Origin of the sequence: Bradyrhizobium sp. HKCCYLRH2047 (genome assembly GCF_051168175.1) — a bacterium.
Classification (GTDB): Bacteria; Pseudomonadota; Alphaproteobacteria; order Rhizobiales; family Xanthobacteraceae; genus Bradyrhizobium.
Map to the genome: position 1 here is coordinate 253,874 of NZ_JBNPUM010000007.1, position 13,427 is coordinate 267,300.

Sequence of the window (13,427 nt, forward strand, 5' to 3'; positions counted from 1 at the left end):
AATCGGCAAGCTTCGAGGGATCGCAAGGGAGTTCACAGCCATGTCGCTGGATATGAGACGGCAGCTCGTTACGCAGCTTGTCGAAAGCTCGCGCATCCTGCGCAACTATATTGATCATCGTGCCAAACAGCGCGGCACGACCCGCGCCCAATGGGTGGTGCTGTTTCGGCTGCGCGCGCATGAGGGGATGTCACAGGTCGATCTCGCAGAAGTGCTGGAACTGCAGCCGATTTCACTGGTGCGTCTGCTCGACAGGCTGGTGGAGCAGGGGTTGCTGGAGCGCCGGCACGATCCGAGGGATCGCCGCGCGAACCGTCTCCATCTCACCGCCGCGGGACGAGAGCTCGTCGATGATCTCGACGAGCTGCGCGATGCGATCGCCGGCGACGTTCTGCACGACATTCCGGACGAGGCCGTCGCCACCAGCCTGTCGACGCTCAGGAACCTGAAGGATCGGATCAAGACGCTGTCCGATCCGAAAGCCGAGGTGGCGCTCAAATAGCCGAGGCGCAGCGCAGACCGGTCTCATCTTGAGTTGTGTCGTATCGTAAAACATCTTGAGTGCGAAAAGCCGCGGACAAGCTTGGCCTTGCCGCGCAGCGTGGCCTGCGCGAGAGCAGGGCGGTCTGTGGCGATCCTCTGCCGCCATCGTCGGGCAGCGCGCCGCTCCGGACCATTCGCGGGCCGCGCGGGTCTCTCGTGCGAACGCCGCACTCCGACCTATTCTCGCCGTCTTGTCGCGCCCGATGGGAGCTGATTAGAAGCCGATGAGTCCGGCCGCCGTCATGGCGCCGTCGGGCAGCGGCAGGATTCAACCGGAGCGAGGCCGCGTCGTCCGACGATGCGCCGTGCGACGATAGCGAATGGGGAGCTCACGATGGAAGAACTGAATGGAAAGATGCTCGCGTGCCAGATCCTGGTCACTGGCCTGATCGCGCGCGTCGCCAACGAGCAGCGCGATCCCTTGCGCTTCCTGAGCGATTTTCGCGATGAGATCAGGGCCGTCGTCAAGGGCGTGCGGATCGCGGGGATCGATGATTCCGACCGCGTGCGCCAGATCGCGGTGCAGACCGTAGACGAGCTGTTCTCGTTGATGAAGCCGCCGAGCAGCGACGAGCCGGCTGGCTCGTCGAACTGACCTGCGCCGGAGTTGGGCGCGACGCAGTGGTGATTCGACGACAGCGCGAGTCAAAATCGCGCTGTTTAGAACGATTTCAAGTTCCGTATGTTGTTAGTTGAGCATTTTTAGAATTGTTTTGATCTGGAACTATTCAAGGCCAAATTAGGGCTCCTCAAATTGACCCCCTGAAACGCGCCCGATACCAACGACCCATCGTCGCACTGCGAATGATCCGCGTGAGCGATGTGGAACGAAAATCTGGGGCGCGTGAAAATAAATGGGACAAGTGAGAGCACCGCTATCGCTGCGTGGGGTCGCAGCGATGAAGTTCAATGACGGACGAGGAGAGGGGCCTTCCGTCACCAAGGTGTCGGCGGTGGCCGGGCTGATGGCGGTGGCGTCGATGTCGTCGGCCGAGGCGCAGCCGGCGTCCGACCTGCCGCCCGTCAACGTCGATGCGCCGATCGCGCGGGCCAAGCCGACGTCCTCCAAGCCGACCGCCGAGCAGGTCCGCGCGCGCAATGCCCTGCGCCGCGCGGCGGCCCGCCAGCAGGCGGCGCAGCAGGCCGCGGTCGCGTTTCCGAACGCAGGCGGCCTGTCCGCGCCGGACGCCAACCCCTACGCGGACGCAGCCGAGCCCTACAAGGTCAACCGCGTGCAGGCATCGGGCAAGTTTCCCGAGCCGCTGCTGAACACGCCCAAGACCATCACGGTGATGAGCAAGGAGGTGCTTGCCGACAAGCACGTCACCGCGCTCAAGGAAATCGGCCGCTCGACCGCGGGCGTCACGCTCGGGTCGGGCGAGGGCGGCAATGCGTTCGGCGACCGCTTCTTCATCCGCGGATTCGACGCTCGCAACGACGTCTTCATCGACGGCATCCGCGATCCCGCGGTGTCGATCCGCGAGAACTTCTTCACCGAGCAGATCGAGATCCTGCGCGGTCCGGCGTCGTCCTATGCCGGGCGCGGCACCGCCGGCGGCGCCATCAACATCGTCACCAAGCAGGCTGGCGATACCAATTTCAAGCGGATGGATACCGAGTTCGGCACCGATCAGCAGAAGCGCGTCACGCTCGACGTCAACCAGGTGATCTCGCCGACCGTCTCGGTGCGCACCGGCGGTCTGTTCCAGGACTCCAACGTCGCCGGGCGCAATTTCGTCACCGACGACCGCTGGGGCGCCTTTCTCTCGACCAAGTGGACGCCGATCGACGATCTCAAGATCACGACCAACTACGTTCACACCGATCTGTCCGGCTATCCCGATTTCGGCGTGCCCTACTACAAACAGGGCAACGTGCCGGTGACTTCGGCCGGCATTCCGCGCGGCACCTGGTACGGGTTCCTCAACCGCGATTTCCAGACCGCGCGCCAGGATTTCGGCACCGCCGCGGCCGAGTACAAGGTCAACGAGGCCATCACGCTCAGCAGCAAGTTCCGCGGCGAGCACTCGCTTCTCAACTATATCGGCACGCTGCCGCAGGGTCCGAACACGACCAACGCGAATCCGCTGCTCTGGACCACGACGGCGAGTGCGCAGAGCCGCTACCAGACGGTGGACGTCTGGGCCAACCAGAACGATGCGACGTTCAAGCTCGACACCGGCGGCGTCAAGCACACTGCGGTGCTCGGCACCGAGTTCTCGAACGAGAACATCTCGATCGACCGCTACACCGGACTGTCATCGGAGCTGTTCGGCGGCGGCTCGACCAGCAACGGCGCCGTCACCGGCGTCAACGTTTACTCGCCGCAATATACCTACATTCCGTTCAGCAACACACCGTCGCTGTCCGGCAACCCGACGCGCTACGGCGTCAACACCAACAGCGTCTACGCGATGGATACCGCCAATTGGCGGGACATCATCATCCTGAACGGCGGGGTGCGCTATGACGGCTACAACATGAGCTCGTCGACCAATTCGCCGAAATACCTCAAGATGAACGCCGACCTGGTCAACTACAATGTCGGCCTGGTCTACAAGCCGATGCCGATCGGCAGCATCTACGCGGCCTATGCGACCTCGGCCAATCCGTTCGGCTCCGAGCTCGACGCCACCGGTACCGACTACGGTGGCGTGCCCGCCAACACCGCCGTCCTGCTCGGGCCGGAGCGCAACAAGGCGGCCGAGCTCGGCACCAAATGGGAGCTGGTCGATCGCCATCTGCTGGTCTCAGCCGCGCTATTCCAGACAACCAAGGACAATGCCCGCGAGACCGTCGGCGGCCTGCTCACCTCGGGCGCGGCCTACCGCATCCAGGGCATCGACATCGAGGCGGAAGGCAAGCTTACCGATCGCTGGAGCATCTTCGGCGGCCTGGTGCTGATGCAGTCGAAGGTCACGCAGAGCGGCGTCGCCTCCAACATCGGCTTACAGCTCGCCAATATCGCCCACCAGTCGTTCAGCATGCTGTCGAAGTACAAGCTCGACAATGGCTGGGAGATCGGCGGGCAGGCGGTCTACCGCTCCAAGGTGTATGGCGGCACCTTCGCGGCCAACACCGGCAACGAGCTGCCGAGCTACTGGCGCTTCGACGCCTTCGTCGAGAAGCAGCTCGACAAGAACTGGACGATGAAGCTCTACGCGCAGAACCTGACCAACAAGCTGTACTACGACACGCTGTATCGGAGCGCGGTGCCGTTCGTCGCCGTGGCCCCGGGGCGCGCCTTCTATATCGTCACCACTGCGAAGTTCTGATCATGCTGATCTGCATCCCGGACGTTCTGTCGAAAAACGAGGTGGCCGACTTCCGCCGCATCATGGATGCGGCGGAGTGGGAGGACGGCCGCTCGACGGCCGGGGCGCAGTCGGCCATGGTCAAGCGCAACGAGCAATTGCCGCCCGGCGGCGAGGCGGCGCGGGTGCTGGGCCAGCGCATCATCACGGCGCTGACGAAAAATCCGCGCTTCCTGTCGGCGGCGATCCCGCTGCAGATCTTTCCGCCCTTGTTCAACCGCTACACCGCCGCGCGGGGCGACCATTTCGGCATCCATGTCGACAATGCCGTGCGTGGCGATCCCTTGACAGGCCTGCGCATCCGCACCGATCTGTCGATGACCTTGTTCCTGGCCGAGCCCGACAGCTATGACGGTGGCGAGCTTGTGATCGAGGACACCTACGGCTCACACGAAGTCAAGTTGCCCGCGGGGCACGCGGTGCTGTATCCGTCATCGAGCCTTCACATGGTCACGCCGGTCACGCGCGGCGCCCGGGTCGCCTCTTTTTTCTGGATGCAGAGCATGATACGGGATGCCCACGTCCGGAGCATGATCTTCGATCTGGACACGGCGATTCAGAGCTTGGCGGAACGCCTCGGGAGGGACGATCCCGATGCTGTCAAGCTGACCGGCATCTATCACAATCTGATCCGGCAGTGGGCCGAGGTCTAATGGGCCGAGATATGATGACATCGTTCCTCGTTAGGTTTGCAATCGTCCTGTCATGTCTGTCTGTTGCTGCGGGGCTACCTGCACATGCGCAGCAGGAGCCGGCCAGGTCCGCGCCGGCGGTCTCGACCGATCTCTCCGCGCCGGCACCGGGCACAGCGCAGACGATGGCTCCTCCTGCGTCGGGCCAGACGGCCGCAACGACCGCTGCGCCGGCGGGCAGTGAGAGCGCCACCCGAGCTGGCAAGTCGGTGAGCACCGGGCTCGACGAGCTGTCACCGCTCGGCATGTTTCTCAAGGCCGACATCGTCGTCAAAGCGGTCATGATCATGCTGGCGCTGGCCTCGGTCGCGAGCTGGACGATCCTGATCGCCAAGAGCCTCGAATTTTCCGTCCTGCGTCGCCGGCTGGTCGGGGCGTTGCGCAAATTGTCCGCGGCGAAGTCGCTGGCCGAGGCCCAGCTCGCGCTCGGACAGAGCAAGAACGTCGCGACCGTGCTGCTGCAGGCTGCGATCGCCGAGGCGCGGCTCTCGGCCGGGCTCGGCAGTGACGAGGGCATCAAGGAGCGCGCGGCCTCGAGCTTCACCGAGATCGTCCGCGCCGAAGCGCGCCGCGTCCGCACTGGCATGGGCCTGCTCGCCACCGTCGGCGCGATCTCGCCGTTCGTCGGGCTGTTCGGCACCGTCTGGGGCATCATGAACAGCTTCATCGGCATTTCCAAATCGCAGACCACCAACCTCGCGGTGGTCGCGCCGGGCATCGCGGAAGCGCTGCTGGCGACCGCGATCGGTCTCGCTGCCGCGATCCCGGCGGTCATCATCTACAACCACTTCTCGCGGGTCACGAAGGGCTATCTCGAGCTCGTCAACCGCGCCTCCGGCACCACCGGACGATTGCTGTCGCGCGATCTCGATCGCGGCTCCCGCGATCTCGATCGCAGCCATGGCGGTCTTCACGTCCGGGCGGCGGAGTAGCAGGCGATGGCCGTCTCGCTCTCCGAAGGCGATCTCGACGACGATTTCGACGAGACCCACGACATCAACGTGACGCCGTTCATCGACGTCATCCTGGTGCTCTTGATCATCTTCATGGTGGCCGCGCCGCTCTCGACCGTCGACCTGCCGATCGACCTGCCGTCCTCGAGCGCCACGCCGCAGAAGAAGCCGGACAAGCCGACCTACGTCTCGATCAAGCCCGACCTCACGCTGGCGATCGGCGAGAGCCCCGTGAAGCGGGTCGACCTGCTGTCCGAGCTGAACAGGGTGATGGCCGATCACGCCGCGGACGACCGAACCGTGTTCCTGCGCGGCGACCGCGCGGCGCCCTATGGCGAGGTCATGGAGGTCCTGGAGCTGCTGCGCAGTGCCGGCTATAAATTCAAGCTGGTGGCGCTGGAGCGCGTGCCTAGCGCGGCGGGTGACGCCGCCGCGGCGCCGGCCCCACAACCCTGAGCGGCCGTTCTGAGATGAGTGACCTCGAGACCGGACTTTCGACTTCGCGGGTCGCCTGGTTCGCGGCCGCAATGGTGGCCGTCGCGCTCCATGTCGGGGGCGTCGCGGTGGCGCTGACCACGGCCCATGGCGACGATGACGGCGGCGGGCTCGGCACCGCCGCTGACGTCATCGATGTCGAGCTGGCCGCACCGAAGGTCGAGGAGAACGATCTGCCCAACGGCGTCGATTCCGTCGCGGAGACGGCTTCGGTCGCGACCCCGGAGCAGAAGGCCGAGACCGAGCAGGCGGATCTGCAGAAGGGTGTTCCAACCACCACGGAGGAGGCCGACCAGCGGGTCTCGCCCACCGAGGTCAAGAAGCCGACGGAGGAGGAGAAGGTCGCCGCCGTCGAGACCAACGCCTCCGAGGCGCATGACTCGGCCATCGACAGCTCGCGGAAGACGCTCGATGCGAAAGTGCCGGACGCCGAGCGGGTCAAGGCGCCCGATCCGACCGGCATGGGCAAGGACCGGGATCCGCAGACGACGAACTGGCAGCGCAAGCTCAGTCTGATCGTGAAGAAGAACCAGAAATATCCGGCCGGCAAGACGCAAGGCGGCAGCGTGCGGGTGTCGTTCAAGCTGAACCGCCGCGGCAACGTGATCTCTGTCGACGTGATCCAATCGTCAGGAGATCCGGACTACGACCGCGAAGCCGTGGCGATGGTCCGCCGCTCCGATCCGTTCCCCAAGCCACCGGCGCAGGTCTCCGACGACGAGATTCCCTTCAACATCGTCGTCAAGTTCCCGGCGACCAAGACCTGACGCCAGGACGAGCGGCCGACCTCTCACGGCCGGCCGCGAGCGTCACTGCCAATACAGCCTGATCCCGACATAGACCACGCAGAGCGCGGCGAAGATCAGCCCGACCGGCAGCTTGCGCGGAGCGGTCGTCCCGCTTTGCGCCGCCTTCGGCTTCGGCGGCAGCTTGCGGAAGGCGGTGACATTGTCGGTCACCGGCTCAGCTGTGACCGGCTTGACCTCGGGCGGGGCGCCGCCGCCGCCCATCTCGGCATAATAGGCCTTGTACATCTCGCGGATGGTGGCCTCGGTCGCCTCGTCCTCCGGCATGTCGCCAAGGCGGGCCTTGTAGCTGGCCAGGAATTCCTGCGCCGCCGGCGGCAGGCCGGAGGCGCCGTTCAGCTTGGCGATCATCTTCCAGGTCGCGAAATCGGCACGGGCGCGGGTGTCGGCGCGGCGTGCGATCATCATGTCAGCGGCTTTGACCAAGAGTGCCTCGGGGCTCGTTCGTTACCATCCCTGACGGGTAGATCTAGACATTACCCGTCAATAGCAGAAGCAGCTGCTTCAGAGAATCGGTCGTGGCGCGGAGCAGCCCCGACACAAGATCAAGATTGAGACCGAACTGGGAACCCGCCAGCGGCAGGAGGATCAGGCATCCGATCAGAATCAGCATGCCGTACGGCTCGAGCCGGGCCAGCGGCCGCGCCAGCACCGCCGGCAGGACACCGACCGCGACCCGGCCCCCGTCGAGCGGCGGTATCGGGAGCATGTTGAACACGGCGAGCAGAATGTTGAACGAGAAAATATTCCATAGATTGCTCGCCACCCACCGCGCGGCCTCAGGTGGAACCAGCGGAAGGGCGTGGAACGCCAGTCCCGCCGCCAGCGCGAGCGCGATGTTGGTGGCGGGTCCCGCCAGCGCCACCATCACCATGCCGGCGCGGAGCGGCTGCAGATTGCGAAAATCGACCGGCACCGGCTTGGCGTAGCCGAACAGGAACGGCGAGCCGGACAGCAGCAGCATGCCCGGCAGCAGAATCGTGCCGAACGGATCGATGTGCCGGACCGGGTTGAAGCTGACGCGACCGAGTCGCAATGCGGTCTCGTCGCCGAACCGCCAGGCGACGAAGGCGTGAGCAGCCTCATGAAAGGTGATGGCGATGATGATCGGCAGGATCCAGACGGAAATGCCGTAGAGCGAGATGTTCAAGGATCGGGTTTCCGGACGCGTTGTGCCCTACATAGGCACGATGGTTCCTTGATGCTACGCGGGATTTTCCGGAAATTGCGGCAGTCCGTCGCTGAGCTGCACCCAATCGATCTTTTCCGAGACCCAGATGTGCTCGGTCGGGGCAAAGGCGTTGCGGTCGTCGAAGCAGGCCAGGGCCACGCCGACCACCGGGCGCGTGGTGCGCCATGAGAACAGCCTGACTCCGCAGCGCGGGCAGAACATGCGGTCGAGCGCGTCGGAGGAGGGGAAGCGCGCGGTTTCGCCGGTGATCGTCAAAGCGTCGTGCGAGAACAGCGCGCGGGCGAAGAACGGCGCGCCCGTCGCCCGCTGGCAGTTGCGGCAATGGCAGACGCGCACATTGATCGGCTCGCCCGTGCATTGGAAGCGCACCGCGCCGCAGAAGCAGCCGCCGTGGTGGGTCATCAGGCAAGCTCCATGGATCGGGACATCCGTATCGCCAGCGAGACGAAGGTGGGCCCATCGCCGTCTGCGTTGGCACCTTTGCTCGCCCCGGCCGCAAACTAATAGGTCGCGCGGCCGCCGGAAATGTCGAACACGGCGCCGGTCGAGAACGAACACTCCTCCGAGGCCAGCCACGACACCAGCGCGGCGAGCTCTTCCACCAGCATGAAGCGGCCCTTCGGGATCTTCGACAGCATGAAGTTGATGTGCGCGTCCGTCATCTGGTCGAAGATCGCGGTCTTCGCCGCCGCCGGCGTCACCGCATTCACCGTGATGTTGTGCTGCGCCAGTTCCTTGCCGAGCGACTTGGTCAGCGCGATCAGGCCGGCTTTGGACGCCGAGTAGTGCGCGGCATTCGGGTTGCCCTCCTTGCCGGCGATCGAGGCGATGTTGACGACGCGGCCATAGCCCTGCTTCAGCATCACCGGCACGATCGCCTTGGCGCAGATGAAGGGACCGTCGAGATTGATGCGCAGCACCTTGCGCCACTCATCGAGATCGGTCTCCCACACCGTCTTGTTGATGCCGGCGATGCCGGCATTGTTGACCAGGATGTCGATGCTGCCGAACGCGGCCAGCGTCGCGTCGCGCGCGCCTTCGACCGCTTTGGTGTCGGTGACGTCGACCTGCAGCGCCAGCACCTCCGGACCGATCTCCTGCGCGGTCTTCTCCGCCAGCGCGATGTCGTGATCCCAGATCGCGACCTTGGCCCCGGAGGCCCTGAAGCGCTCGGTGATGGCGCGGCCAAAGCCCTGCGCGCCGCCGGTGACGACGGCGCAGCGATTGGCGAGATCGATGTGGTTCATGAAGAAAGACTCCTCTTTCGACCCTCATGGTTAGGAGCGCGCAGCGCGTCTCGAACCATGAGGCCCCTGACATCCGGGCCTCATCCTTCGAGACGCCGCTGCGCGGCGCCTCAGGATGAGGAGAAGCTACAGTGTCCAGCCGCCGTCGATGGTGTGCGCGACGCCGGTCGTGAACGCGCTCTCGTCGCTGGCGAGATAGACCGCGAGATGGGCGATCTCCTCCGCCGTGCCGAGCCGGCCCATCGGCTGGCGCGAGATGAACATCTCGAGCCCGTTCGGGCCGGCCGAGGCCGCGCGTCCGAGCATCGAGGGCGTTTCGATCGTGCCGGGGCAGATGCAGTTGCAGCGGATTTTCTTGCCGACGAAATCGGCTGCGACCGAGCGCGTCAGCGCCGCCACCGCCGCCTTGGTCGCGCCGTAGACGTAGCGGTTCGGTGCCGCCTTGAACACGCCGGCGGCGGAGGCGATGTTGACGATGGCGCCGCCGCCCTGATCGAGCATGTCAGGCAGGAAGGCGCGGATCGTGCGATGCATCGACTTGACGTTCAGGTCGAACGAGAAATCCCAGTCGTCGTCGGAGCAGTCGAGGATGGTGCCGTTGTGCACGAAGCCGGCAGCGTTGAGCAGGATCTCGACCTTGCCGACGCGATCGGCCATCGCGTTCACGGCCGCGGTGTTGCGCACGTCGAGCGTCGCGACCTCGGCAATGCCTTCGCTCTTCAGCGTGCTCAGGCCGTTCTCATCGATGTCGGTGGCGAACACGGTGGCGCCTTGACGCGCGAAGGCGACGGCACAGGCGCGGCCGATGCCGGCGGCGGCGGCGGTGACGAAGGCGCGCTTGCCCTTGAGGCGGTCGGACATGGGGTCTCCCTGGATGACGTTTCTATGCGTTGCCGTCATTCCGGGACATCGCGAGCAATGGGCCCGGAATCCATAACCACGATCGGGAGTATGGATTCCGGGCTCGCGCTCCGCGCGCCCCGGAATGACAGCGGAGTGCGTCTAGTGATTATGCCTGGCCACACCGACGGTGCCAGCGATGTTGTGATAGCGGGTGGCAAGCTCCATGCAGGCGCCGGTGGCCTGCTGGCCGACGGTGTTGCGATAGAGCTCCTGCCACGGCGTCTGGTTGGCGGGGTGTGGGAAGCCGCCCTTGGCCTTCAGCTCGGCGCGGCGCTTCGCAAGCTCCTCGTCCGAGATCAGGATGTTGGCGGAGCCCTTGTTGAGGTCGATGCGCACGCGATCGCCGGTCTTGAGGATCGCGAGCCCGCCATCGGCGGCGGCCTCTGGCGACGCGTTGAGAATTGACGGTGAGCCCGAGGTGCCGGATTGCCGGCCGTCGCCGATGCAGGGCAAGGACAGGATGCCGCGTTTGATCAGCGCTGCCGGCGGCTGCATGTTCACCACTTCGGCGCCGCCGGGATAGCCGATCGGGCCGGCGCCGCGGATGAACAGCACGCAGTGCTCGTCGATCTCGAGCGATGCATCGTCGATGCGGTCGTGATAGTCCTCCGGACCCTCGAACACGATGGCGCGGCCCTCGAAGGCGTTCGGGTCCTTCGGATTGACGAGATAGCGGTCGCGGAACTCCTTGGAGATCACGCTGGTCTTCATGATCGCGGAATCGAACAGGTTGCCGCGCAGCACCAGGAAGCCGGCATCCTTCACCAGCGGCTTGTCGTAGGACCAGATCACGTCGTTGTCCGGCTTCGGCGCCTCGCGGCAATTGTCGCCCATGCTGCGGCCGTTGACGGTGATGACGTCCTCGTGGATGCGCTTGTGCCGCATCAACTCGCCGATCACGGCCGGCACGCCGCCCGCGCGATGGAACTCCTCGCCGAGATAGAAGCCGGCCGGTTGCATGTTGACGAGCAGCGGTACGTCGTGGCCGACCTTCTGCCAGTCGTCGATGTCGAGCTCGACGCCGACATGGCGCGCCAGCGCGTTGATGTGGATCGGCGCGTTGGTCGAGCCGCCGATCGCGGAGTTGGCGACGATGCAGTTCTCGAATGCCTTGCGCGTCAGGATGTCCGACGGCTTCAGGTCTTCCCACACCATGTCGACGATGCGCGTTCCGGTCTCGTAGGCGATCTGGCCGCGCTCGCGATATGGAGCTGGAATCGCGGCGCAGCCGGGCAGGGACATGCCGAGCGCCTCGGCCAGCGCATTCATCGTCGAGGCCGTGCCCATGGTGTTGCAATGGCCGACCGACGGCGCCGAGGAGGCGACGATCTCCATGAACTCCTCATAGCCGATCTCGCCGGCGGCGAGCCGTTCGCGCGACTTCCACACCACGGTGCCGGAGCCGGTGCGCTGGCCTTCGTGCCAGCCGTTCAGCATCGGGCCGCCCGACAGCACGATGGCGGGGATGTTCACGGTCGCCGCGGCCATCAGGCAGGCCGGCGTCGTCTTGTCGCAGCCGGTGGTCAGCACCACGCCGTCGAGCGGATAGCCGAAAAGGATTTCGACCAGGCCGAGATAAGCGAGGTTGCGGTCGAGCGCGGCCGTCGGGCGCTTGCCGGTCTCCTGGATCGGATGGGTCGGAAATTCCATCGCGATGCCGCCGGCGGCGCGGATGCCCTCGCGGACGCGGTGCGCCAGCTCGATGTGGTGGCGGTTGCAGGGCGAGAGATCGTTGCCGGTCTGGGCAATGCCGATGATCGGCTTGCCCGACTGCAGCTCAGCCCGGGTCAGGCCGTAATTCAGGTAGCGCTCGAGATAGAGCGCGGTCATGCCCGGATTGTGCGGATCGTTGAACCACGCCTGCGAGCGCAGCTTGCGGCTCTTGTCAGCGCCGTTGCCGGCATGCCCGTTCGAGTTCGTCATGTGTTTTCTCCCGCAGTGCAAACGTGGCGAGGCCGGTCCGTCGTCTGTGCGCCATCGGCCCGCTGTCGAGGATCGCCTACGTCTTTCGTTCAAGTCGTTGTTGGTTCGAGTGGTTCTAGTGCATGGTTTTTGGTTGCGCTACCATTTTGTTCCGGCAGCGCGCCCCGACGCAGGCTGCGGATTTGCGGTGCCGCGCTGCAAGGTCGAGCTCTGCCGTTCGATCACCTCGAAGCCGAGATCGACGACACGCTGCGCCACGGGACGGCCTTCCACGGCGTCCATGATCATCGTCGCCGCACGCCGACCCATCTCGTAGCGATTGGTGCGCACGCTGGTGAGCGTCGGAACCGCCGCGGCCATGAATTCCATGTCATTGAAGCCGACGATCGCGATCTGCTCGGGCACCGCGATGTGCCGGCGCTGGCATTCGAACAGCACGCCGAGCGCGAGATCGTCATTGGCGCAGAACACCGCATCGAGATCCGGCGCCTTCATCAGCAGATCGGAGAACAGGCTGCCGCCCATCGTGGTCGAGGTCGGAACAGGCGCCGTGACGATGAGACGCGGGTCGAACAAACCGGCCTCCTTCATCGCGTTCTGATAGCCCTGCAGCCTGCGCTGCACCCTTGGGTCCATGCGGGCGCCGATGAAGCCGATGCGGCGGCAGCCCTGCGCGAGAAGGTGTGAAATGGCTGCAAAACAGGCATCGACGTGCGAAAATCCGATCATCATGTCGATCGGCTCGGCGCCGAGCTCCATGATCTGCACGACGGGACAGTCCGCCGCCTGGATGATCAACCGGCTCTCCGCCGTCTGGTCGAGACCGGTCACGATCAGGCCGGCCGGCTTCTGCATCAGGAACAACCGCAGCAGGCGCTCCTCCTGCAACACGCTGTAGCGGGTGTTGGCGAGCTGGATGCTGTAGCGGCTGCCTTCGAACGCATCATAGATGCCGCGCAGCACGTCGGAGAACACGTTGTTGGTGAGGGACGGTATCAGCACGCCGATCACTTCGGTGCGCTGCGATGCGAGCGCGCGCGCGGCGAGGTTCGGCACGTAGCCGAGCTCCTTGGCGGCGCTCTCGATCCGCGTGCGGCGGGCGGCCGAGACCGTGGCGGGATTACGGAAGAAGCGTGACACCGTGATCGGGCTGACGCCCGCCAGTGCCGCAACTTCGGTCAGCCGGACTTTGCCCGGCTCGATGCGTTTCCGTCCCATGCCTCGCTCATAGCATAGGCGGTCTGGTACACAAGCGATATTGACAGCGCTATCACGCGGTTGCTAAGCGAGACATTGCGGAAGCGAACTGAACTGCGGACAATGCCAGCCGAGCTGGCCCTGTTTCGGAGCCAGTCGGAG

At 65.2% G+C, this 13,427-nt stretch carries 14 protein-coding genes; 7 read left to right on the top strand and 7 right to left on the bottom strand.

Going from position 1 to position 13,427, the window contains the following annotated elements; translation table 11 throughout:
* The first annotated feature begins 40 nt into the window (after positions 1 to 40).
* The 7 genes from ACQR1D_RS18640 (at position 41) to ACQR1D_RS18670 (ending at position 6,764) form a co-directional block, all read left to right on the top strand.
* Entirely contained in the window at positions 41 to 502 is a 462-nt protein-coding gene (locus tag ACQR1D_RS18640) for a MarR family winged helix-turn-helix transcriptional regulator (RefSeq protein ID WP_434838991.1), read from the top strand.
* A 375-nt stretch (positions 503 to 877) separates the two neighbouring features.
* Positions 878 to 1,138 (top strand): hypothetical protein, encoded by a 261-nt coding sequence (locus ACQR1D_RS18645; protein WP_316237838.1) that lies wholly within the window; start codon positions 878 to 880, stop codon positions 1,136 to 1,138.
* 259 nt (positions 1,139 to 1,397) lie between these two features.
* Positions 1,398 to 3,818, top strand: coding sequence for a TonB-dependent receptor (locus ACQR1D_RS18650; RefSeq protein ID WP_434838992.1), 2,421 nt, complete (start codon positions 1,398 to 1,400; stop codon positions 3,816 to 3,818).
* A 2-nt stretch (positions 3,819 to 3,820) separates the two neighbouring features.
* Positions 3,821 to 4,510 (top strand): Fe2+-dependent dioxygenase, encoded by a 690-nt coding sequence (locus ACQR1D_RS18655; protein WP_434838993.1) that lies wholly within the window; start codon positions 3,821 to 3,823, stop codon positions 4,508 to 4,510.
* Positions 4,511 to 4,521: 11 nt separating this feature from the next.
* Positions 4,522 to 5,481 (top strand): tonB-system energizer ExbB, encoded by a 960-nt coding sequence (gene exbB, locus ACQR1D_RS18660; RefSeq protein ID WP_316180714.1) that lies wholly within the window; start codon positions 4,522 to 4,524, stop codon positions 5,479 to 5,481.
* Positions 5,482 to 5,487: 6 nt separating this feature from the next.
* Positions 5,488 to 5,958 (top strand): biopolymer transporter ExbD, encoded by a 471-nt coding sequence (locus tag ACQR1D_RS18665; RefSeq protein ID WP_434838994.1) that lies wholly within the window; start codon positions 5,488 to 5,490, stop codon positions 5,956 to 5,958.
* A 14-nt stretch (positions 5,959 to 5,972) separates the two neighbouring features.
* Positions 5,973 to 6,764 carry an energy transducer TonB family protein gene (locus ACQR1D_RS18670; protein ID WP_316237833.1) on the top strand — a complete coding sequence of 264 codons (792 nt, stop codon included), beginning with the start codon at positions 5,973 to 5,975 and terminating at the stop codon, positions 6,762 to 6,764.
* A gap of 42 nt (positions 6,765 to 6,806) precedes the next feature.
* Here the strand turns inward: ACQR1D_RS18670 and ACQR1D_RS18675 are convergent, their stop codons facing one another.
* From ACQR1D_RS18675 to ACQR1D_RS18705, 7 genes are all read right to left on the bottom strand, one after another.
* Positions 6,807 to 7,211 carry a hypothetical protein gene (locus ACQR1D_RS18675; protein ID WP_316180740.1) on the bottom strand — a complete coding sequence of 135 codons (405 nt, stop codon included), beginning with the start codon at positions 7,209 to 7,211 and terminating at the stop codon, positions 6,807 to 6,809.
* A 61-nt stretch (positions 7,212 to 7,272) separates the two neighbouring features.
* Positions 7,273 to 7,953 (bottom strand): site-2 protease family protein, encoded by a 681-nt coding sequence (locus ACQR1D_RS18680; protein WP_316180718.1) that lies wholly within the window; start codon positions 7,951 to 7,953, stop codon positions 7,273 to 7,275.
* 54 nt (positions 7,954 to 8,007) lie between these two features.
* Entirely contained in the window at positions 8,008 to 8,397 is a 390-nt protein-coding gene (locus ACQR1D_RS18685) for a GFA family protein (protein ID WP_316180720.1), read from the bottom strand.
* Positions 8,398 to 8,495: 98 nt separating this feature from the next.
* Positions 8,496 to 9,242, bottom strand: coding sequence for an SDR family NAD(P)-dependent oxidoreductase (locus ACQR1D_RS18690; RefSeq protein WP_434838995.1), 747 nt, complete (start codon positions 9,240 to 9,242; stop codon positions 8,496 to 8,498).
* A 126-nt stretch (positions 9,243 to 9,368) separates the two neighbouring features.
* Positions 9,369 to 10,103: an SDR family oxidoreductase gene (locus tag ACQR1D_RS18695; RefSeq protein ID WP_434838996.1), complete on the bottom strand. Its 735-nt coding sequence runs from the start codon at positions 10,101 to 10,103 to the stop codon at positions 9,369 to 9,371.
* A 141-nt stretch (positions 10,104 to 10,244) separates the two neighbouring features.
* Positions 10,245 to 12,068, bottom strand: a complete 1,824-nt coding sequence (locus ACQR1D_RS18700) for an IlvD/Edd family dehydratase (RefSeq protein WP_434838997.1) — start codon at positions 12,066 to 12,068, stop codon at positions 10,245 to 10,247.
* 138 nt (positions 12,069 to 12,206) lie between these two features.
* The gene (locus ACQR1D_RS18705) at positions 12,207 to 13,286 is read right to left on the bottom strand and encodes a LacI family DNA-binding transcriptional regulator (protein ID WP_316237831.1); all 1,080 of its coding nucleotides are present in this window, start codon (positions 13,284 to 13,286) and stop codon (positions 12,207 to 12,209) included.
* Between the last annotated feature and the right edge of the window lie 141 nt (positions 13,287 to 13,427).